19 protein-coding genes and 1 pseudogene are annotated in these 20,714 nt (G+C 60.3%); 9 read left to right on the top strand and 11 right to left on the bottom strand.

Annotated elements, in window-relative coordinates; genetic code table 11:
* Positions 1-24: 24 nt before the first annotated feature.
* The 7 genes from cphA (at position 25) to AC1RBA_RS08995 (ending at position 11,333) form a co-directional block, all read left to right on the top strand.
* Positions 25-2,595 carry a cyanophycin synthetase gene (gene cphA, locus AC1RBA_RS08965; RefSeq protein WP_492417723.1) on the top strand — a complete coding sequence of 857 codons (2,571 nt, stop codon included), beginning with the start codon at positions 25-27 and terminating at the stop codon, positions 2,593-2,595.
* A gap of 282 nt (positions 2,596-2,877) precedes the next feature.
* Positions 2,878-5,544: a TonB-dependent receptor gene (locus tag AC1RBA_RS08970; protein ID WP_492417725.1), complete on the top strand. Its 2,667-nt coding sequence runs from the start codon at positions 2,878-2,880 to the stop codon at positions 5,542-5,544.
* 168 nt (positions 5,545-5,712) lie between these two features.
* Positions 5,713-5,997 carry a hypothetical protein gene (locus AC1RBA_RS08975; protein ID WP_139143546.1) on the top strand — a complete coding sequence of 95 codons (285 nt, stop codon included), beginning with the start codon at positions 5,713-5,715 and terminating at the stop codon, positions 5,995-5,997.
* A 44-nt stretch (positions 5,998-6,041) separates the two neighbouring features.
* The gene (locus AC1RBA_RS08980; protein WP_083293507.1) at positions 6,042-6,938 is read left to right on the top strand and encodes a MurR/RpiR family transcriptional regulator; all 897 of its coding nucleotides are present in this window, start codon (positions 6,042-6,044) and stop codon (positions 6,936-6,938) included.
* A gap of 83 nt (positions 6,939-7,021) precedes the next feature.
* On the top strand, positions 7,022-8,344 hold the full coding sequence (locus AC1RBA_RS08985; protein ID WP_492417728.1) for an aspartate aminotransferase family protein: 1,323 nt from the start codon (positions 7,022-7,024) through the stop codon (positions 8,342-8,344).
* 200 nt (positions 8,345-8,544) lie between these two features.
* Positions 8,545-10,779, top strand: coding sequence for a serine/threonine protein kinase (locus tag AC1RBA_RS08990; RefSeq protein WP_492417729.1), 2,235 nt, complete (start codon positions 8,545-8,547; stop codon positions 10,777-10,779).
* Between the two features lie 17 nt (positions 10,780-10,796).
* Positions 10,797-11,333, top strand: a complete 537-nt coding sequence (locus AC1RBA_RS08995) for a hypothetical protein (RefSeq protein WP_070221418.1) — start codon at positions 10,797-10,799, stop codon at positions 11,331-11,333.
* Positions 11,334-11,618: 285 nt separating this feature from the next.
* Here the strand turns inward: AC1RBA_RS08995 and AC1RBA_RS09000 are convergent, their stop codons facing one another.
* Both AC1RBA_RS09000 and AC1RBA_RS09005 read right to left on the bottom strand, forming a co-directional pair.
* A complete protein-coding gene (locus AC1RBA_RS09000) occupies positions 11,619-11,942 on the bottom strand; it encodes a hypothetical protein (RefSeq protein ID WP_492417731.1) in 324 nt (107 codons plus the stop codon).
* 331 nt (positions 11,943-12,273) lie between these two features.
* A complete protein-coding gene (locus AC1RBA_RS09005) occupies positions 12,274-14,028 on the bottom strand; it encodes a hypothetical protein (RefSeq protein WP_492417733.1) in 1,755 nt (584 codons plus the stop codon).
* 777 nt (positions 14,029-14,805) lie between these two features.
* Here AC1RBA_RS09005 and AC1RBA_RS09010 point away from each other — a divergent pair.
* Entirely contained in the window at positions 14,806-15,687 is an 882-nt protein-coding gene (locus tag AC1RBA_RS09010; RefSeq protein ID WP_492417735.1) for a TIR domain-containing protein, read from the top strand.
* 73 nt (positions 15,688-15,760) lie between these two features.
* Here AC1RBA_RS09010 and AC1RBA_RS09015 read toward each other — a convergent pair whose 3' ends face one another.
* Positions 15,761-16,000: a hypothetical protein gene (locus AC1RBA_RS09015; RefSeq protein WP_492417737.1), complete on the bottom strand. Its 240-nt coding sequence runs from the start codon at positions 15,998-16,000 to the stop codon at positions 15,761-15,763.
* Here AC1RBA_RS09015 and AC1RBA_RS09020 point away from each other — a divergent pair.
* Entirely contained in the window at positions 15,999-16,301 is a 303-nt protein-coding gene (locus tag AC1RBA_RS09020) for a hypothetical protein (protein ID WP_492417739.1), read from the top strand. The genes AC1RBA_RS09015 and AC1RBA_RS09020 overlap by 2 nt on opposite strands.
* A 2-nt stretch (positions 16,302-16,303) precedes the next feature.
* Here the strand turns inward: AC1RBA_RS09020 and AC1RBA_RS09025 are convergent, their stop codons facing one another.
* The 8 genes and pseudogenes from AC1RBA_RS09025 to AC1RBA_RS09060 all read right to left on the bottom strand — a co-directional run bounded on the left by AC1RBA_RS09025 (position 16,304) and on the right by AC1RBA_RS09060 (position 20,705).
* Entirely contained in the window at positions 16,304-16,978 is a 675-nt protein-coding gene (locus AC1RBA_RS09025) for a hypothetical protein (protein ID WP_492417741.1), read from the bottom strand.
* Between the two features lie 74 nt (positions 16,979-17,052).
* Positions 17,053-17,736: an SOS response-associated peptidase gene (locus AC1RBA_RS09030; RefSeq protein WP_492417743.1), complete on the bottom strand. Its 684-nt coding sequence runs from the start codon at positions 17,734-17,736 to the stop codon at positions 17,053-17,055.
* Positions 17,737-17,780: 44 nt separating this feature from the next.
* A complete protein-coding gene (locus tag AC1RBA_RS09035) occupies positions 17,781-18,215 on the bottom strand; it encodes a hypothetical protein (RefSeq protein ID WP_492417745.1) in 435 nt (144 codons plus the stop codon).
* Complete coding sequence (locus tag AC1RBA_RS09040) at positions 18,212-18,970, bottom strand: hypothetical protein (RefSeq protein ID WP_492417747.1); 759 nt, start codon at positions 18,968-18,970, stop codon at positions 18,212-18,214. The genes AC1RBA_RS09035 and AC1RBA_RS09040 overlap by 4 nt, the downstream gene beginning before the upstream one ends.
* A 167-nt stretch (positions 18,971-19,137) precedes the next feature.
* Positions 19,138-19,221: pseudogene (locus tag AC1RBA_RS09045) on the bottom strand (DNA adenine methylase); the annotation flags it as partial.
* A gap of 112 nt (positions 19,222-19,333) precedes the next feature.
* On the bottom strand, positions 19,334-19,858 hold the full coding sequence (locus AC1RBA_RS09050) for a hypothetical protein (RefSeq protein ID WP_492417749.1): 525 nt from the start codon (positions 19,856-19,858) through the stop codon (positions 19,334-19,336).
* Positions 19,855-20,379: a glycoside hydrolase family 19 protein gene (locus tag AC1RBA_RS09055; RefSeq protein WP_492417750.1), complete on the bottom strand. Its 525-nt coding sequence runs from the start codon at positions 20,377-20,379 to the stop codon at positions 19,855-19,857. The genes AC1RBA_RS09050 and AC1RBA_RS09055 overlap by 4 nt, the downstream gene beginning before the upstream one ends.
* Positions 20,376-20,705, bottom strand: coding sequence for a hypothetical protein (locus AC1RBA_RS09060; RefSeq protein WP_254679549.1), 330 nt, complete (start codon positions 20,703-20,705; stop codon positions 20,376-20,378). Before AC1RBA_RS09060 ends, AC1RBA_RS09055 begins: the two co-directional genes overlap by 4 nt.
* Positions 20,706-20,714 lie beyond the last annotated feature (9 nt).

The following is a 20,714-nucleotide window of genomic DNA, read 5'->3' on the forward strand; positions in this document are numbered from 1 at the left end:
ACACAACAGGATTACGGTTTAATTATGGAAGTATCTCGCGTACGGGCCTTGCGGGGCCCTAACCTCTGGAGCCACGACACCGCCGTGGAAGCCATTGTTTCCTGCACCACGCAGGAACTCGACATCGCCCAGCTGCCCGGCTTCGAAGCCCGCCTGCGCGCACTCTTTCCGCAACTGAGCCCGCTGCAACCGCTGGGCAATTACAACGCCGCGCCGATGGCGCAGGTGCTGGAACTGGCGGCGCTGGGCCTGCAGGCGCAAGCCGGCTGCCCCGTCACCTTCAGCCGCACCACGCCGACGCTGGAAACGGGCATCTTCCAGGTCGTCGTCGAATACTCGGAAGAAGCCGTCGGCCGCCTGGCCCTGGAACTGGCACAGCAGCTGTGCCGCGCCGCGCTCGACGACGCACCGTTCGACCTGGCCGGCGCCCTGCACCAGCTGCAGGAACTCGATGAAGACGTGCGCCTGGGCCCATCGACGGGCGCCATCGTCAACGCCGCCGTGGCGCGCAACATCCCGTTCCGCCGCCTGACCGAAGGCAGCCTGGTGACGTTCGGCTGGGGCAGCAAGCAGCGCAAGATCCAGGCCGCCGAAATGGACGGCACCAGCGCGATTGCCGAAGCCATCGCGCAGGACAAGGAACTGACGAAAAAACTGCTCGATTCGGCCGGCGTGCCCGTGCCGCAAGGCCGCGTCGCCATCGACGTGGACGACGCCTGGGCCGCCGCCTGCGAGATCGGCCTGCCCGTCGTAGTGAAACCGAAGGATGGCAACCAGGGCAAGGGCGTCACCGTCAATGTCACCACGCGCGAGCAGCTGACGGCCGGCTTCCTCGCGGCGCAGGAATTCCGCGACGACATCCTCGTCGAACGCTATCTGCCGGGCCACGATTTCCGCTTGCTCGTCATCGGCAACAAGATGGTGGCAGCGGCCCGCCGCGATCCGCCGCAAGTGGTGGGCGACGGCCAGCACACGGTGCGCGAACTGGTCGATCAGGTCAATCTGGACCCGCGCCGCGGCAGCGGCCACGCCACCTCGCTGACGAAAATCCGCTTCGACGACATCGCCCTGGCCAGCCTGGCCAAGCAGGGCTACGTGGCCGAATCGGTGCCGCCCGTGGGCCAGCGCGTGATCCTGCGCAATAACGCCAACCTGTCGACGGGCGGCTCGGCCACCGACGTCACCGTCGACGTGCACCCGGAAGTGGCGGCGCGCGCCGTCGCCGCCGCGCACATGGTGGGCCTCGATATCTGCGGCGTGGACGTAGTGTCCGACAGCATCCTGAAACCGCTGGAAGAGCAGAACGCCGGCATCGTCGAAGTCAACGCAGCACCAGGTTTGCGCATGCACCTGGCGCCCTCGTTCGGCAAGCCGCGTCCCGTCGGCGAAGCCATCATCGCCGCCATGTTCGCCGAGGGCGACGATGGCCGCATTCCCGTCGTCGCCGTCACGGGCACCAACGGCAAGACCACCACCGTGCGCCTGATCGCCCACCTGCTCACCACCTCCGGCCTGCGCACGGGCATGACGAACACGGATGGCGTGTACATCGAAGGACGCCAGATCGACAGCGGCGACTGCAGCGGCCCGCGCAGCGCGCGCAACGTGCTGCTGCACCCGGACGTGGACGCGGCCGTGTTCGAGACGGCGCGCGGCGGCATGCTGCGCGAAGGCCTGGCCTTCGACCGCTGCCAGGTCGCCGTGGTCACCAACATCGGCGCGGGCGACCACCTGGGCCTGAACTACATCACCACCGTGGAAGACCTGGCGGTATTGAAGCGCGTGATCGTGCAGAACGTGGCCGACAGCGGCGTGGCCGTCCTGAACGCCACCGACCCGGCCGTGGCCCGCATGGCCAAGAATTGCAGCGGCACGGTGACCTTCTTCGCCGCCGACAAGACGCATCCCGTGATGGCCACGCACCGCGCGCAGGGCAACCGCGTCGTGTACGTGGAAGACGGCAAGCTGGTCGCGGCGCAAGGCAAGGAACGCCACGAAATCGCCCTGTCGCAAGTGCCCATCACGCGCAACGGCGCCATCGGCTTCCAGGTCGACAACGTCATGGCGTCGCTGGCCGCCGCCTGGGCCGTGGGCCTGGACTGGAAAACCATCGCGCTGGGCCTGAAAACCTTTGCCAATGAAGCCGACAACGCGCCGGGCCGCTTCAACGTGTTCGACTATCGTGGCGCCACGCTGATCGCCGACTACGGCCACAATCCGGACGCCATCCTGGCGCTGGTGCAGGCCGTCGAAAGCATGCCGGCCAAGCGCCGCTCGGTGGTCATCAGCGGCGCAGGCGACCGCCGCGACGAAGACATCCGTCAGCAGACGGAAATCCTCGGCGCCGCCTTCGACGACGTGCTGCTGTACCAGGACCAGTGCCAGCGCGGCCGCGCCGACGGTGAAGTCGTGGCCTTGCTGCGCCAGGGCCTGGACGGCGCCAAGCGCACCAGCCATATCGATGAAATCAACGGCGAATTCGTCGCCATCGACAAGGCCCTGGCGCGTTTGAGCGAAGGCGATCTGTGCCTGATCCTGATCGACCAGGTGGAAGAAGCGCTGGCGCACATCGCCAAGCGCGTCGCCGAAGCGTAAGCGCGCCAACTGCGCGCAAGGGCGGCCTGCGGGCCGCCTTTTTTTTCGCCTCTGCGCGGCCGGCGCACCGGCGCGCATTTCATCGGCAGCGAACAGCGATGCCTGGGTGCGCCGCCAGGGCGCATGAATGCAGCAGGGATACCGGAATTGATATTGACTTCGCAAAAGAAGTCATTTGTGGGGCAAAGTCATTCCCACCTACCATGTTTCTTGAGCAGGTTCCAGCTCTGGCGGCGACTGCCGCAGCGTTCTCAACATAACTAAAATACAGGTGGAGACAAGATGAAGCAATCGATGGCAACGGGCACCCGCACGTCCCGGCACAACACACGTCTGACCTTGAAGGCCACAGTGGCCGCGCTGGCCGGCGCCGGCCTGCTGAGCAGCGCGTCCGTCTGGGCGCAACAGGCGCCCGCCGCGGAAACACCAGCGGCAGAAGTGGCAGAAACAGCACCGGCGGCAGCGCCAGCCGACAGCGGCATCGCCGTCGTCGCCGTCACGGGCGTGCGCAGGGCGGCACAGAGCGCGCAGACGATCAAGAAAAACAACGACCAGGTGGTCGACTCCATCGTCGCCGATGAAATCGGCAAATTCCCCGACAAGAACGTGGCCGAAATCCTCGGCCGCGTGACGGGCGTGCAGATCCGCCGCGAAAGCGGCGAGGCCGGCACCGTCATCATCCGCGGCTTGCCCGGCGTGGTGACCCTGCTCAACGGCCGCGAGATGTTCACCTCGGTGGGCCGCAGCCTGTACCTGGCCGACATTCCGACGGCCATGCTGCAGCGCGTGGACGTGTACAAATCGCAGGGCGCCGACATGGTCGAAGGCGGCACGGCCGGCGTGATCGACGTGCGCACCAACCGCCCGTTCGACTTCAAGGGCTTTACGGCATCGGGCAATGTGCGCGCCGAACACCGCGACAAGGCCGGCTCGACGGACCCGAACGTCAGCGGCATGGTCTCGAACCGCTGGAAGACCCCATACGGCGAATTCGGCGCCCTGCTTGGCTTGTCCTACCAGCGCGGCAGATACTATGACGAGACGATCTGGAACGCCGAACCCGTCAAACGCCCCGAAGCGGGTAACATCACGGGCCCCGATTCCGTCGGCATGATCCCGACCGTGGGCGACCGCAAGCGCTACGCGGCCAATGCCGCTTTCCAGTGGCGCCCGAACTCGCAGGTGGAAGTGTATGCGGAAGGCATGTCGACCCTGATCAAGCATGCGTTCGACAGCCAGTTCTTCGTCGGTTCGCTGCCCTGGGGCCAGAACCCGGACATCACCCTGATCCCCGGCACCAGCCAGGCGGCCACGGTGGGCAAGATCGACGGCCCGTGGTCGCCGTTTACCCTCGGTTCGACACAGGCGCGGCGCGACCGCTCGATCGGTTCGCAAGGCGCCATCGGCGCGCGCTGGGACATCACGCCGCAGCTGCGCGCCACGACGGAACTGGCGCGCACGGTGAGCAACTTCGAGCGCGAATTTCCCATCCTCGACTTCCTCGCCCATCCGACCAGCGTGATCGGCAGCACGAACGTCAACGGTGGCGCGCAGATCAGCTACCCCGGCTACAACATGCTGGCCCCGAAGAACTACACGCTGCTCGGCTTCTACGATAACCACAGCCACGACGAAGGCAGCTCGACCGACTGGCGCGGCGACCTTACCTACGACATGGACAGCACGGGCTTTTTCCGCGAATTTTCGGGCGGCGTGCGCCTGGCCAAGCGCAAGGCCGAATCGATCCGCGAAAAAAATGGCCAGGGCGGGTTGACGTCGATTATGACTGCGGACGCCATTCCCGGCCTGGCTTGCGCCTCGCACGAGAACACGGGCAACTTCGGCCTGCAAAGCTGGCTCACGCCCTGCCGCGACTTCATGCTCAACAACACGGCCGCGCTGCGCCAGCTGTTTACGGGCAGCAGCGAACGCAGCCCGGACGATCCGATGACCCACTACAAGGATGTGGAAAAAACCAATGCCGTCTACGGCAAGGCCCGCATCGGCTTTGACCTGGCGCAGGTGCCGGTCGATGGCACGCTGGGCGTGCGCGTGGTGCAGACCAAGCAGGACTTGCAAGGCAATTCCTCGCAAAACGGCATCGTCACTCCCGTGCGCGTGACGACGTCGGATACGGACGTGCTGCCCAGCCTGACCCTGAAAGCCCTGCTGCGCCAGGACCTGATCGCCCGCCTGACCGCCGGCAAAGCCGTGCAGCGCCCGAACTTCGCCGACTTCAACCCCGGCGTGAGCCTGGGCCAGAGCCTGGAAATGGTGCGCCCGACTGGCAGCGGCGGCAATCCCGACCTCAAACCCGTGGAAGGCAAGAACCTCGATGCAGCGCTGGAATGGTATTTCGCCCAGACGGGTTCCGTCACGGCCACCGTGTTCCGCCACAACTTCAAGAACTACATTCTCTCCGGCTCGGCCAAGGAAACGTACGGCGGCATCGAGTACGACATCACGCGTCCGCGCAACACCTCGAAGGGCCATCTGCAAGGTCTGGAAATGGCTTACCAGCAGTTCTACGACAAGCTGCCCGGCTGGATGAGCGGACTGGGCCTGCAGGCGAACGCCACCTACATGACGGGCGAGCTGGAAGAGTTGAATGGCAGCGTGCACCCGTTCACGGGCATGTCGAAGTGGTCGGCCAATATCGTCGGCCTGTACGAACAGGGACCGTGGTCGGCGCGCCTGGCCTACAGCTGGCGCGACAAATATGTCGACGACTACAACTACCGCGGCAAGGGCATCCACCTGACCGTGGCGCCGACCAAGACCCTGGACGCATCGGTCTCGTACAAGCTCAACCCGCACACCACGGTGACGCTGGACGCGAACAACCTGCTCGACTCGACCTACCGCGACTACCACGACACGCCCGACTATGTGCGCGATGTGCGGCGCTATGACAAGGTCGTCGGTTTATCGATACGCTGGAGCTACTAACTCATATCCCCCTTTCTTCCTTCGAGGGTTTTCAGCGCCAGCCGGCAACGGTTGGCGTTTTTTTGCCTTGTGGAATCTATCCGACAGTGGAATTGATCTGGCGCAAAGCGGTGGTGTCGGGGCGCTTTTATGCTGGCAGCTTGACTAGCGAACCCGGCGGGGGACAGCATGCGCGATGCACGGCACGTCGATATACAGTTATTTCAACCCGACATCCCGGTACGGCTCGACATGCGCACGGCGGCGCTGGTCGAACATGCGCTGGCCTTGCAGGAAATGGCCGGCACGGGCGCCGCCGCCCTGTTTTTGCATTGCCACGACGTGCCCCTGCCCACCGCCTTGCGCGTGCTGACGACGGGACCGCGCCGCAAACCGGCCGGGCCGCATCTGTTTGCCCGCCTGCGTCCGCGCACGGCCGCCCGGGTGCAAGGCGCGCCGCTACCGGCGCGCTGACGAATCCTGTACCATCGCCGCAACCTATCAAATGAGGCACGGCGATGCAGGCAGCGACACCCCACGATTCCTATGCGGCACTGATGGACCTGATCAAGGCGCGCCATGCGGAACTGAGCCCGCAATTCCAGGCCGGTGCCCGCTACCTGGCCGACCATCCGGACGAAGTGGCCGTCTCATCGATGCGCAGCATCGCCGCGCGCGCGCAGGTGCAGTCGGCCGCCCTCGTGCGCCTGGCGCAGCAGCTGGGCTTTGCCGGCTGGCCCGAACTGAAAGCCATCTTCGTCGAACGCCTGCGCGCGGGCCAGGCCGGCTATGCGGCAAAGGCGGGCGCGCTGGCCGGCAAAGAGGGGAAAGAGCGCGACCTGGTCACGGAAGTGTTCACGGCGCAGCAGCGCAACCTGGCCGCCACGGAAAGCGCCAACCACACCGCCCTGGACGCGGCCGCCAGCCTGCTGCAGGCGGCACCCCGCGTGCACGTGGCCGGCTTTCGCGCCGCCCATCCGATCGCCTACACCCTGCACTACCTGTACCGGCTGCTGCGCCCCAGCGTGCAGCTGCTGAGCGGCCAGGGCGGCACCCTGGAAATGGACTTGCGCGCCCTGCAGGCGGGCGAAGCCGTCGTCATCGTCAGCTTCGCGCCGTATTCGAGCGAAGCGCTGCTGGTGGCGCAGGCGGCGCGCCAGGCCGGCTGCCAGGTCGTCGCCATCAGCGACAGCGCCATGTCGCCGCTGGCCCTGCAGGCAGACGCCAGCATCGTCATCGCCGTCGACAGCCCCTCGTTCTTCCCTTCCATCGTGGCCGGCGTCGCTGCCGTGGAAAGCCTGGTGGAATTGCTGGTGGCGCGCGCGGGGCCGGATGCCGTCACGGCCATCGGCGCGGCGGAAAGCCAGCTGCGGGCGCTGGGCGCCTATGCAAAAACATCGAATGATGTAAATTAAAACAAAATACATCAATCGTTGTAATGCGGCGCAACGCCTCCTATAATCGGCCATTCCCCCTTTGCCGATAAGAAAGCGATGCCATGAGCCATGTCTTCCACCGCAGCCTGACCGCCACCTACCCTGTCGCCGCGGGCGGCGACGGTCCCTACCTGATCGATGCCGACGGCAAGCGCTACCTGGACGCCTGCGGTGGCGCCGCCGTCTCTTGCCTCGGCCATTCGGATGCGGCCGTGACCGCCGCCGTGCAGCGGCAGATTGCCACGATGGCGTACGCGCACAGCGCGTTTTTCACCAGCGCACCGATGGAGCAGCTGGCCGATTTTCTCGTCGCGCGGGCGCCAGACGGCATCGACAGCGTGTATTTCGTCTCGGGCGGTTCGGAAGCGGTGGAAAGCGCGCTGAAAATGGCGCGCCAGTATTTCGTCGAGCGGGGCCAGCCGCAGCGCCGCCACGTCATCGCGCGCCGCCAGAGCTATCACGGCAACACCCTGGGCGCGCTGGCCACGGGCGGCAACGCCTGGCGCCGCCAGCAGTTCGAACCGCTGCTGATTGGCGTGACCCACGTATCACCCTGCTATGCCTGGCGTGACCAGCAGGCGCATGAAACGGATGCTGATTACGTGGCGCGCCTGGGCCAGGAGCTGGAAGACCATATCGCCGCGCTGGGCGCGGAGAACGTCATGGCCTTCATCGCCGAGCCCGTCGTCGGCGCCACGGCCGGCGCCCTGCCCGCCGTCGCCGGCTATTTTGCGCGCATGCGCGCCATCTGCCAGCGCCACGGCATCCTCCTGATCCTCGACGAAGTCATGTGCGGCATGGGGCGCACGGGCAGCCTGTTCGCCTGCGAGCAGGAAGCCATCACTGCCGACCTGATCTGCATCGCCAAGGGCCTGGGCGCAGGTTACCAGCCCATCGGCGCCGTGATGGTGTCGAAGGACATCCGCGAGACCATCCGCGCCGGCACGGGCTTCTTCCAGCACGGCCACACGTATATCGGCCACGCCACGGCCTGCGCCGCCGCCCTGGCCGTGCAGCGGCAGATCGAGGAGCGCGATTTATTGGCCAACGTGCGCGCCATGGGCAGCTTGCTGCAGGAGCGGCTGCGCCAGCGTTTCGGCGAGCACCCGCACGTGGGCGACATCCGCGGCCGCGGCCTGTTCCTGGGGCTGGAACTGGTGCAGGAGCGCGCCAGCAAACAGCCGTTCGACCCGGCCCGCCGCCTGCACGCGCGCATCAAGGCGCAAGCCATGCAGAACGGGCTGATGTGCTACCCCATGGGCGGCACCATCGACGGCCTGCACGGCGACCACATCCTGCTGGCGCCGCCCTACATCATCGACGCCAGCCACGTCGAGGAAATCGTCGACAAGCTGGGCATGGCCATTGATGCCTGCGTGGCGTAGCCGCGCCTGCCTGCAGCGGAAGCGCGCAAAGGCGACTGCCAGCAACTTTTGTTCACCCCTTGTCAATACCAATTGACTTATTCGAAACAATCGTTTTAAATCAGGAAGTTACTCAAAATCAATCATTTTGCGCACACAGCCATCACAATTCCCTTCCCGATGCCTGCTGCGCATCTTGATGCACTCTGAAGCCAAGGTATATGGAACTGCTCGACTCCCTGCGTCAGACCCCGTCGCAAGACGACACGATCAGCGGTCACTACGAAGTGCGCCGCTTGCTGGGCGAAGGCGGTTTCGGCCATGTATTCGAAGCGTGGGATGCCAAGCTGTGCCGTAGCGTGGCGCTGAAGCGCCTGAAACCGCAAGCCGATGTGCTGCATCCCGAAAAACTCATCAATGAAGCGCGCCTGGCCGCCTCGCTCAGGCATGCAGCCTTCGTACGCATTTTCGCCATCGAAGGCCAGGGCACGAGCCAGTCCATCGTCATGGAACTGGTCGAAGGCCAGACCCTGGGACAATTCATGCACAGCGGCAAGGCTGACCTGCAGTCTGCGCTCGACATCGCCTACCAGATCGCCGACGCCATGGACGAGGCGCATGCGATGGACTTGGTCCATGGCGACCTGAAACCATCGAACCTGATGCTGGAAGCAAACGGCAGGGTGCGCATCCTCGACTTCGGCCTGGCGCGCCACATCGACCCGCAAGCCACACAAACGACCACCCTGTGCGACCTGCAGGGCACGATCGCCTACATGGCGCCCGAGCGCCTGATGGGTCGCCTGCCCGACACGCGCGGCGACGTGTATGCCTTGGGCGCCATGCTCTACGAAATGCTGGCCGGCCAGCGCCACTTCGCCCACCTGAACGGCCTGGCCCTGGCCGCCGCCCACATGCAGGCAACAGAACCGTGGCCCGACCTGCCGGACTCCGTCCCGCCCGCCATCAACGCCCTCGTGCGCGCGATGACGGCGCACGATCCGGCCGAACGGCCACGCACCATGCGCGACGTGCGCGAGGCGATAGGCGGGGGGCACAGGGAGACGACAACATTGGCAACACCTGTCGTGGCGACGCCACCGCCATTAGATGTGGCGCCCGCAGTCTCTATCCGCTTGCCCATTCCACGCAAGCGCACATTACAAATCACTGCCGGGATTGCGCTGCTGGCTTTGGCTGCATGGCAAATGCCAATCATTTCTTCCACAGTGAAGTCATTCATCACAGCCAAAGAAGCGCCCGCACCTTTTTCGGAAATCGCCAGCATGGCAGCCGGTATGGAAGCTCTGCGGGTTTTCGACCGCGAGACCAGCCAGACGCAAGCGATCGAACATTTCAACACGGTACTCAAGCATAGTCCGCACAATGCGGCCGCAGCGGCAGGTCTCTCCCTCGCCTACAGCCTGCGCTACATTGGCGATGGCCGCGATGATACCTGGCTCCAGCGCGCCGATGCCAGTGCCCAGCAGGCCCTGATGTCCGACAATCAAGTGGCACTGGCCCATGTCGCCCATGCTTGGGTTCTGGATCTTCAAGGCAAGCAGGATGCGGCAATGCAGGCAACGGCGATTGCGCTCAATCTCGATCCACATAATATGCTGGGACTTGCAGGCAAAGCGCGCCTGTTGATACAGGCAAGTAAATTTGACTTGGCTCAAGTGACGCTGGACAAGGCCATCGAAATTTATCCACGCGAACGCCTTTTCCCTTTGCTCTTAGGCATGATGCGTTATCGTCAAACAGATTATGCAATGGCAGAGCAAGCCTTCCGCACCAGCATAAAACTGGACCCGCAATCGTCAAACGCCTACGCCTATCTGAATGCGGTTCTCCTACGCCAGAATCGCAATGATGAGGCACTTCAAGTACTTCAACAAGGCTTGCAACTACAACCGCATTGGGAGCTATACAGCAACCTTGGTACAAGCCTCTTTGCGAAAGGCGACTATTTAGGAGCAGTGCAGGCTTTTGAAAATGCAGTCTCATCCAATAAGGGTGGCCCTGGCATTTATATGCTTTGGGCTAACCTTGCTGATGCACAACGTTGGATCCCTGCACAAGCCGCCGCCTCCAAAAAATCTTATCAACGCGCAGTCACATTGCTCAAGCCGATATTGGCGCGCCAGCCTGACAATGCCACCTTTAACTCCCGTATGGCGCTGTACTCAGCCTATCTGGGAGAAAAAAAATATGCCATGGAACGGATGCGGCAAGCTATTTCAATTGCACCTGACAGCGCTGATGTCCATTTCAGAGCAGCCTTGACCCATGAGTTACTTGGCAATCGTACAGAAGCGATTCAGGCAGTGCTACATGCCTCCAAACTCGGCTACCCCATCAACCTGATCGATTCGGCCCCCGATCTGTTGAACCTGCGGCGAGATGCCCGCTACCAGCAATTTCTTATCAACATGGAAAGAGATAGTAAAAAATGACACTTGTAAGCCCTTGGATGAAGCTATCCGTACACTTCGATGCAGATCAAATCACCAACCAATTGGATTACAGCTTCACCTCGTGCGATGGAACGGCAGACCCCCGCCACGGTCCCTACATGGGCGGCGTACACTTCCAGAAAGGCCAGCACGTTTACCTCGACGTTACCTGCTGTGGCTCCAAGGAAAGCGGCTTCACCTCGTTCCAGATCGTCGACTGCTGCATCATCACCGTACCGCAATTGACGCAAATCGGTCCGAAAGTACCGACCGTGTACTCGCCGCCATCCCCATTCTTGCAAGCCGTGGGCGCCACCTATCATTTACCACTGGACTTCGAAATTCAGCAACTGCTGGGCGAACCGGAACTGCCGCCCCTGCACCGCATCCGCCAGGAGTGGAAACACAATCTGGACGTAGGCTATGCTGCCGGTCGCTGGGAATTGTCCTTCGTCATGACCGTGCGCATTATGCGCGGCGAAGACGTTCAACCGGAACTGCGCGTATTTTCTTTCGACCCGGAAAGTTCGGTCGGCGGTACCGTCGCTCTTTAAGGTCTGGCACCACTGGCTGAAACAGAAACGCATTACTGGAACAGGGCGCGAGCCCTTACGCGCCACTACCCTGTAAAACGCGAATGACGCCAGGCTTTATGTCAGCACACAAGCTAGTGTGCTGACCGTCAGTAGTAGACGCGTTGTTGGCTGGAGATATTCCTTCCTCGCAGGTATCTACTCCGCCTCGGCCGACTTTGAAAAATGGACGTGTCCCGCGACCTTCGCCAGTTCCAGTGCCAAATTTCAGTAATATGGATGGTGACATAACCATTCTGACGCCACTCACTTCCTTGTCCTGACCGCATCGAAATAAAAGCCGTTCCAATAGACCAGGATGCGGCCCGGTTCCTTCAAAAAGAGGTGGGTGCAGCAGACGTCGATCGCCGTGACCGGGTCGGGCAACCCCATGTTTGCCGAGCTCACATGCCCCTGCTCTCGAAACGAGCGCGCCAAGTCGTTGACGCTTCGCTCGTAGCTCGGCGATGCAAACGCCCCTCCATTAAACACGAACTTGTCCTTGGTGACCGCGACGGTTTTGCCGATCAACGCGCGCGCCTGCCGGTCCGACATCGAGGCGATGTCGGCGGCGTCGATCACCTTCGTCAACCGCTACTGGCCAAGGATGTCCGCGTTGAGCTCGGCTCCGGCGCGCACGCCAGGAACTGGCTCGGCATCCACAGCCGCCGTTATGACGGATGCCCACACCAGCACCACGAGGAAGAGCGCGAGACCACCTGCAATTTGCGGATCCTTCCAGGAACGGCGCTCATCGACATGACTCTTCCTTTCGTGATGTGGTCCTGATGCTCTGTGGCCTTATGCTGCGTGCCTTTGGTGCTGTGGCCAGGTGCTGAGCCTGAGCTGGCGGGCTACTTCGCCGCGTCGCGGAAAGGTGTACGTTGCTGGTATGGCCGGTGAGAAAAGTCTATCCAATCGATTAGGTGTAGGGGCGTATGACGCGCAGCGTGGCGTTTCCCCTCATGCGGCACCATAGCGATGCAGATGGCAATGCTAGATCAAACCCATACCTCGCCTGCTCTCGGTCTTGTTTTTCGCGCGGCAGTTGCGCCAGATTGCCACCGGCCATCGTGTAAAAATAGTCCAGAACCTGATTTGGGTCTTCGAGCTTCAGCATAGTGTGATGCCGATGCTCGGGCAGGACGATGGCCACGGCATGCGGCCCGCCTGTCCACATGCTACGCTCAATTGCGCCCCTTTGCAGTAGCCTGCGGAACAGATTCCATTCGTAGATTGCGACACCATCGATCTGATAAGCGCTGAAAGACGGCAGCGTGTGCACAACGACATAATGCGAGTTCGCGAGAATATGCTGGTCGGTCAGCCTGATATCGCCCAGTGCGCCCTTAATCTTTGCAAGCACGTCCTTTTCCGTAAGTCGTTGGCGCAAGGCGACCAGTCGCTTCACGCCTTTCGTCAGCGGCCAATTCTTGCCGCCCCAATAATTCAATTCATCGCCCAGATCAGCCGTACGGCTATTGCGCTTCCACTTCGCCTGGATGAAAAATATCTGCCGCCGCGCCACCTCGAAAATGATCAGGTCGCAGTCGTACATCTTGCCTTTGCCATTTTCGCTCCGCTTGAATCCGGCCCGCGCCACATAATCCGCTGGAGAAACGCGTCGCGTGATGTATTCCGTAATTTCCTTTTCAAATTTTTCGCCGAGGTCACGGGCCTGCTCCCCGCTCAAGGCGGCGGATTTGCAGCAATGGACCGCGTGTCCGAGCCCCGTTTTTCCCAGGCTCAGGCAGCCGCCAGCGTGCACGTAAATGCCGCGATTAGATGGAATAGCAGCGGCGCGATCAGCCAGCACGAGGTTCAGCAGGTCTCGATCAAGTTCAAGTCGCTCACATAGAGCATCGTTCGGTATGACACCCGCTTCGTCGGCGAGTCGGACAATTTCAAGCAGCGCGAACCAACGACACAGTTCGCGCGCGCCGCTGATCAGTTCCGACGAGGAGGCATCGCGTGCCATATACGCGCCGATAGAGAAGAAACTGTCCAGAAAAGCGTCTTCCAGCGTGTCGAGCAGCTCGGGCCGCAACAGTGTCAGGATGCTGGCGGTGCGGGTCAGGTCGCCATGACGCAGGTGGGTAATAACGTCACGCAGCACCAGCGTCAACGACAGTTGAGACTGCGCCTCCATGGTCGTTGTGATCGTCCGGTTGTACAAGATTTCTCCACCGTGCGGCGTGAAGGAAAACGTCACCAGTTGGCGCGTTACCTGCGCTTCCAATATCCCCATCAGCGTCAGGAAGACCACTTCGTGGAAGCTGAATGCACGCACGGCAACCCGGCTGCTGTCAGCGTCGAGCTTGAACCGCTGGTTTGGCTGCTCGCTGCGCTGATGAACGAAGTCGGCGTGATCGCGGACGAGTTCCTCCAGCAGTTCGACCTGTCGGGCGAGCACCAGTTCCGGAACCAGCGGAAGTTGGTCAGGTCCCAACTGCGCGACCTGCTGAAAGACGCGCTCAGCCTGGTGCACCTGCGACAACAATGTTCCACCTCGCCACGTCGGCATTGAGCTTGCCAGCGCCCGATAAACCTGCGCCAGATGCGGCAACCGCTCAGCCACCAGCGCACAACTTTCGTCGGTAAAGGGCTTTCTAAAAAAACGGGAAAGTGTCTTCCTTTCCGGCTCTTCCAGCATGGCGGCATCGAGATATATCAGCATGGGCAACAGAAAGCGATGGCATCAGGTCGAATAATGATAAACGAGTTTATGATTGTTGCCACCTGTTGCTTTTGAGAGCGGCCCTATGACCAGCGTCTTTCCAGCTGCAATCGCCAGAGCGCAGCATGCCAAGATTGACTGGGCCCACGAATAACGATGGCCACTTTCGCGAAATGGAGAGCGGAGCCTCCCCGTCCCGAAACACTCGCTCGATGGTCTACTTGAAGACTTGCTCTGCAAAGGCGGCCACGGCCACGGCCAAAGCAAGCACATCGTCTTGCGAAATGGAAATAGAATTTCATTCTACCCAGGCCGCCCCGACCTCCACGAGCGCGGCTTTTTCACACCCGCACGCAATACCCCGCTCCGCCCGCCGAAAGCGGTAAAATGACGGCCTTGAACCCAAGCTCCGCTCCACTGGCGCGGCTTGGCACGCACAACAGCACCACCCACAGCCCGGCAGGCATGCCTTCCCTGCCGCCGGACCAACGACAAAGAACACATGACCACCGTCCCAAAAGAAATCAACGCCGCCGCGGCAAAGAAGAATTCGGCTGAAAAGCTCACGCCCATGATGCAGTAGCGTGTTTCCTCTATGGCGCACTCAGCCGTACTTCAAAAGTTACGCCAAAAGATACGCTTCATCAGACATTGAAAGACCTTGCACTGGACGTTGATGCGACTCCGCCCCCCCTGCCATGGCGAACTAAATACTCCATCATATTTTTCTTGCTTTTCGGGCATAATGAGTCTTAAAGCATCTACAAAAATGAAAACATGGCCACTCGTAAAACTCCATTACCTCCGGCGCAGGCCAACTTGAATCTTGAACAGATGCGGAAGGGAATCACGCGCCTGTATCGCCTAATAGAAGAAATTGAAAACTTTGACGCAGCGATACTCACGCAGCGTTGGGGGCCTGAGCAGAAGGCTCTAGAAACCACTATTGAAGGAACCTTAACCTCCGTTTTTGGCCATCAAACAGTTGAATATCAGCGTTACGCAGATGCGATCCGGCTAGACAATGGGGGGGTTTACTTCACGTACGGCGGAACGAATCGCCATGAAGAGGCTCTGAAGGCACGTACTTACGTGGCAGAAGGTAAATCTGCGTCAGTTCAAATTTTGAAATCTGCAATCAACTGGCTGCAAGAAGAAATTAACGACTTACCTGAGCCTGAGACTAACTCAGGTGTCTCACCAGCTGCCACCAAGGTATCGCGAAAGATTTTCATCGTGCACGGCCACGATGATACTGCCCGGCTGACTGTTGCGCGATTTATTGAGCGCATTGGCTTTGATGCAATTATATTGAGTGAGCAAGCAAATCAGGGTAGAACCATCATTGAAAAGATAGAAGCACACGGCGATGTGGGGTTTGCCGTTGTTCTGTTGACCCCCGATGACGTAGGAGGGAAAACTGCTGATACATTGCAACCACGTGCCCGTCAAAATGTATTACTTGAACTTGGTTATTTTATGTGCCGGCTTGGACGAAGCCGAGTCTGCACACTAGCAAAAGGGAGTTTAGAGATTCCAACTGACTTTGCTGGAATGGTATGGGAACCCTTGGATGATGCCGGCGCTTGGAAGTTGGCGTTGGCACGCGAGCTTAAAGCCACGGGCTACGCTGTTGATTGGAATCTGGTTATGGGTTGACGACACAGGGATTGTGATTCCTGTTGTCGTGGGTTCGAGCCCCATCAGCCACCCCACAGAATGAGTAGGAAAATCAAAGGGTTACACGCTTCGGCTTGTAACCCTTTTTTTGTATTTTCCAACGATTTTTTAGATTTTCCAATGCCCCAACAACGCAGACACCGTTCAGCCAGCGCTCAGTGCAGACGTCTGCAATTACCTGGCTCCCCTGTAAAACCGATCTAGCCACTGTTTGCGCTTGCACAGTTCGCTCTGGAATGCACGTTGTAAGCTGGTGCAACTCGGCAAAGCCCACTCCTTTAATCTCCGCCATGTTTTATCCGCAGGCAATTCCCGTTTGTATTTTTCTCGCAGCCTGCAGTGGCACGGCCGGTACTAACCGCATGGAAAATACGATCCTACTTGGTGAAGATAGTTTCACATTGGCAGCACGTATCGGAACGCCCACCAGCCATCATCACCAGGGCGACATGCTACAGCTCAACTACGGCAGCGTGGCCGCCGGCTGCCAGGTCATCGTGCTGATCGACCAGGCGCAGCGCGTAGCTGGCTGGGCGTCATCGGGCAATCATTGCGTGAAAGGTGGGATAGGCCTTAAAGACGTGCTGGAGTAACTTTATCGCAGTATGCGCGCCTCACTCTTCGACAACTCGCGTTCTTTGAGATCGATATCGATCAGCCACCCGCCTCGTTCCAACTGCTCGGGCCGGCTCTCAAATGCGTCCCGCAAACGCAAGCCTCCCAGCTCGAACGACTCTTCCGACATCCACTCGATGTGACAGTCTATCAAACGCCCCTCCGGAAACGTGGATATCTGATGACTGCGCAGCTCGGCGCAAGTGGTGTGCCGCTGTAGCACATTTGAGTAGTCGTCGGCCACAGCCAGCAACCCGCGCGAGCCACTGCTCTCGCGCGCAAGTTTTTTCGGTAGCGCTACTCCGGATCGATACAGTTCCTTGACCCGGAATCCGATCGCTTTTTCCGGCACGAAAAGTTTGCACACCCAGGTCTGGGCAACCTCGCGGGCGTGGCCAGACTCGCCCCTCGTTGCCTCAATGCCGCTCAGCACCAGATTCCATCCCTGTGCCCGCACCAGCTTGGGCCTGCCAAGCTGCGCCAGAATGCGCGGCGCGCCTATCGTCTGCAAGCGCGCTACTTTTGACGGACGTCGATTCCCCTCCAGCGTGACTTCAACCACCAGCAACTCCAATAGTATGGCACCCTCGACCACCGGCGCGGGTGCTCCCAGCACTGCCCCGCCCTCGCGCCGTCGCTTCGCCCATACCTTCATCACGCACTCCGAATGAACTGTACATACATACAGTATATTGGCAAAAATAAGCAACGAGAAGGCGAAATTTGTAACTAGAAGAGCCCGCCCTGCCCCACGGGCGTAACTGGCGCAGACGCTTTCGCACGGATTCGAGACTGCATCGGATCTGGCTGCGCAACGAGCAGGTCGGCAGGATACTGCCGATAAACGTCCTCTTCCGACACCAGCGAGCCGTCCAGCCAGCCTTGATACTGGTCCGGGTCCAGGATCATCACCATGCGCTTTTCGTCGTCTGGCTTGTGGAAGCGCTGCATCAACGGGTGCCCGTCGGCGTTAATCGTCAGCATCGAGAACGACAGCAGCTGGTCGACCGGGCGGTATTCCCAGATGCCAGCAATGGCCACCGGCCCGCCATCAGCGCGCTCGATGCGCCAGCGAACTGGCTTACCAGTTTCGTAATTAGGCTCGAAGAAGTTGGTGGCAGGGATGATGCAGAATTGCTTGCGCTTCCAAGCATTGCGGAAGGATGGCTTGTTGGCCACCGTCTCGGTGCGGGCGTTGTAAGTCTGACGGGCCAGCTTGTGGACGGCCCAGTGGGGCACCATGCCGAACATGGCGGGGGCGATTTCCAGCTCGCTTGGCGCCTCGTGCGAACCGCGCAGGATAGGTGCCATGTAGCCGGGCCATGCCTCCGGAGGTAGATCAAGCAGAGGGTATCCGGCCCGAAAGCTTTCTTCGATCTGCTCTTTACGGCTTGGGGTGTAATCAGCGCACATAGATCACCATACTTAAACATTGACAAGTATAGCTAAATTAACGGTTAAGCAATCAAAGCCGCTGTCGCCAAACTCCTTGCCCTTTCAGCACTAGTAATGGTCACTGTTGCCATCTGCAATGCAGCAGCGGCCTCCTGAACAGTGAAATCTCGAAGTATAAAATAATCCGCTTTCTTCCGAAGATGCTTCAATTTGGCTAGATTACGGGCCACAACTATTGCCTCACTACGGCCGGGGCGTACGGTCTTCGACCAAAGAATGACTGCGTCGATTACGGCCTTATGTGAACTCTTACCAGAAATATCAGCCTCAGACGGCTGGATGTCCTTAGGAAGCGAATCAGATGCCGCATGCAGTGTCGCATAGTAGGCGCGCGATGCAACACTTCGCAAATCAGACTCGCATGGGTCTTCTCCCACTATATTGCTTACGGACAAGCGACGCGCAGTACCCAATAAATCAACATGAGTGATGCTCATCGCACCTCCTCCGAAAGCACCGAGTACCCTACCCAGTATTTAGAAGGGTCAAAATCTGGAACTTGGTCAAACAAACGTTCGCCCAGCTCGCGGTCTAGCTCATCAACTCTCTCCGCGCTAACAGGAAGTGTAATGAAAGCCATTATGCAATTATCTTGTTTATCACTTTCAACGATAATTGAAAAAAACGACGTTCTTCGCTCACGAAGAACTTCAAATGCAACACTGTTGCACTTCACCAACATTGCCTCATCCAACTCCGCTGCCAAGATCACCGAACTTGCAGAACGAATACCCTCCTCCTCCGGATATGGCTGGGTAGGAGAGCGAGTGTTGTATTTTTCACACAAGAGTGCCGCTTGTTTGAGTTGACCGGAGTTAGACGTGTAGCGGATTAATTCTCGGAACAAAGCAAGGTCGGTTGGCGTATGGTCACTTGCCTCCTGCACATATGGCAAAGCCTCGGCGAATTTCCCAAGTACTTGCAAAGCTGTAGCATAATTTGAGAGCGTCAGCGAGTCACGCTGCAAGCGCAACGCGTTTCGATAATTAGAATCCAGCCCCTCTTCATCCCACTCAAGCAATGCTATATTTCCAAGAGCCATATAGCCTAAGTGAGGATCAACCGCGAGGTTGCGAACCACATCATTCTTAATCCGACGAAGTGTCATTTCATCAATAGAAACAAGTGGGTTTAGATACGGGCTTAGCTTATCAAAAGCATCTTGAATTTTAGTGAGCGCGATTGGTGTCATGCGTGTGATTATTGCACAAAATTTACGACATATAAATTTACCCTAGTCCGACGGATCTTGCGATAGCGCAAGAAAAGGCAAATTCCACACAATCCGAACAGGCACATGGTACGAAAACGGAGCAAGGTTTAGGGATTGATCGACCCATCGTTAGCGCCGTTAAGCATACAAACGACAGATCGAAATTGCGGGATGATGCGGTCGGCCAGGCGTCGTTTGCCGCCGATCCAGGGGATGATGGGTAGTGCCAAAATGTGTACCTCCTAGTGGTAAAGTCAAATTCCTCCCGTGAGGCAATCCAAGCCTACTCACCAGGCGCCGGCTGATTGCTGCTGTTAGCGCAGCGGCAATCAACCATCCGTTCTATGGCGCCATGCCATTTTCACGCACGAATGCCTGGCATGCGCGGCCTGTCGCAGCCACTTCCTCCGTCTGCAAAATCAAGGCTTGAATATCTCGCGCCACCGCGTCAGGAAGTAGCCCGCCGGCGGGATCGGCTGCAGCGCCTCCTTCGGCGCCACTGGCACCGGCCGGGGCGGCAGGTCCTGAATTTGCACAGAACGCGGGGCGCCGCATGCGCTCAGCAGCAGCAAGGCGAACGCGAATATCGTTGATTTCGTCATCGTAGACTTTCTTCACGGCCGCCGCCTTGGCGGCCTGTTGTCGGGCTTGCGCCAAGTTCTCGGCAGCGCGCCGCGCCACCGCCTTCGTTTCCGCTGCCACGCGGGTCTTCTTGTCGGCATCCCACAACGACTGCACGGCCGCACGCCCCTGGCCAATGCCCTGTGCACGCTGGTGTAGCATGCCAGCGCCGGCCAGCACGCACACCAGCGTAGCGCCATAAAGCCAGCTAGGCACCATGCCCGTCAGCCTGGACAGCGCGATCACGCCAGCACCCGCTGCGCCACTGCGAACAGCGCCAAGCGCTCAGCCAGGCCATTCGTGCCGCCGTTGATCCGCCGTGTAACCTTCACCTGGTCGCCAGCATCGGCCAGGGCGTTCAGTCCCTTCGTCTGCCAGAACCAGCCGGCCGAGCGGCAGGCGTCGATGGCCTGCTCGAGCAGCTCGGGCTGAGCCAGCAGGTCCAGGCCCAGCGCCATGCCGCAGGCGGCGTAGTTCGCGCGGCCGGTTACCTGCAACAGGCCACGCCCACGGAAGCGCCCGCCGTCGCCCGCGCGCACGTTGCCCAGGTCGGCGCGACCTTCGTAGGCTTGGCCGCTGGCCAGCTCACGCACATAACGCAGCTGGCCAGACTCATGCCCGACCTGGGACAGGAACGACGCTTGGCGCGCCGGCGTTGTAATGCAGAATTCCACCATGGCCGCATTCAACGGCGCCAGGAAGGTGACCGCACGAGTGCGGGCCAGCGGCATGATGGCCACTAGCTGGGCCAAGGTGACGGCGCTCACAGGCCACCCCGCACGTCCTTGACTGCGGCGGCCACGTCGCGCGCAAGCTCGCCGATGTCCTTGTCCTTGCGCTTGTCGAGCCAGCGCACCGTGGCGCCCAGCACCCACCAGGCAGGCAAGCCAGCGGCCACCATCAGCGGCGCGGCGATGAAGAGGAAGCCCACCGCAGGATCACTGCCATACAGGGCCGCCACATCCTTTGCGCTATCGAACAAGGTTGGCCACCAGGAGCGCACGGCGACGACCAGCGCGGGGCCGAACAGAATGGAAAAGAGCGTGGACACGAAAAAGCGCGTAAATGCTTCTTTCTTGGTCTTGGGCCACATGAACATGAA

It is taken from the genome of Janthinobacterium sp. GW823-FHT03B06 (assembly GCF_058796955.1).

Excerpts from the sequence above, each read along its gene's own strand:
- AC1RBA_RS08990 (WP_492417729.1), top strand. The coding sequence starts at position 8,545 with ATGGAACTGCTCGACTCCCTGCGTCAGACCCCGTCGCAAGACGACACG.
- AC1RBA_RS09010 (WP_492417735.1), top strand. The coding sequence starts at position 14,806 with ATGGCCACTCGTAAAACTCCATTACCTCCGGCGCAGGCCAACTTGAAT.
- AC1RBA_RS09030 (WP_492417743.1), bottom strand. The coding sequence starts at position 17,736 with ATGTGCGCTGATTACACCCCAAGCCGTAAAGAGCAGATCGAAGAAAGC.
- AC1RBA_RS08970 (WP_492417725.1), top strand. The coding sequence starts at position 2,878 with ATGAAGCAATCGATGGCAACGGGCACCCGCACGTCCCGGCACAACACA.
- AC1RBA_RS09015 (WP_492417737.1), bottom strand. The coding sequence starts at position 16,000 with ATGGCGGAGATTAAAGGAGTGGGCTTTGCCGAGTTGCACCAGCTTACA.
- cphA (WP_492417723.1), top strand. The coding sequence starts at position 25 with ATGGAAGTATCTCGCGTACGGGCCTTGCGGGGCCCTAACCTCTGGAGC.
- AC1RBA_RS09025 (WP_492417741.1), bottom strand. The coding sequence starts at position 16,978 with ATGAAGGTATGGGCGAAGCGACGGCGCGAGGGCGGGGCAGTGCTGGGA.
- AC1RBA_RS09035 (WP_492417745.1), bottom strand. The coding sequence starts at position 18,215 with ATGAGCATCACTCATGTTGATTTATTGGGTACTGCGCGTCGCTTGTCC.
- AC1RBA_RS09020 (WP_492417739.1), top strand. The coding sequence starts at position 15,999 with ATGTTTTATCCGCAGGCAATTCCCGTTTGTATTTTTCTCGCAGCCTGC.
- AC1RBA_RS08980 (WP_083293507.1), top strand. The coding sequence starts at position 6,042 with ATGCAGGCAGCGACACCCCACGATTCCTATGCGGCACTGATGGACCTG.
- AC1RBA_RS08975 (WP_139143546.1), top strand. The coding sequence starts at position 5,713 with ATGCGCGATGCACGGCACGTCGATATACAGTTATTTCAACCCGACATC.
- AC1RBA_RS08985 (WP_492417728.1), top strand. The coding sequence starts at position 7,022 with ATGAGCCATGTCTTCCACCGCAGCCTGACCGCCACCTACCCTGTCGCC.
- AC1RBA_RS08995 (WP_070221418.1), top strand. The coding sequence starts at position 10,797 with ATGAAGCTATCCGTACACTTCGATGCAGATCAAATCACCAACCAATTG.
- AC1RBA_RS09005 (WP_492417733.1), bottom strand. The coding sequence starts at position 14,028 with ATGCTGATATATCTCGATGCCGCCATGCTGGAAGAGCCGGAAAGGAAG.
- AC1RBA_RS09040 (WP_492417747.1), bottom strand. The coding sequence starts at position 18,970 with ATGACACCAATCGCGCTCACTAAAATTCAAGATGCTTTTGATAAGCTA.
- AC1RBA_RS09060 (WP_254679549.1), bottom strand. The coding sequence starts at position 20,705 with ATGTGGCCCAAGACCAAGAAAGAAGCATTTACGCGCTTTTTCGTGTCC.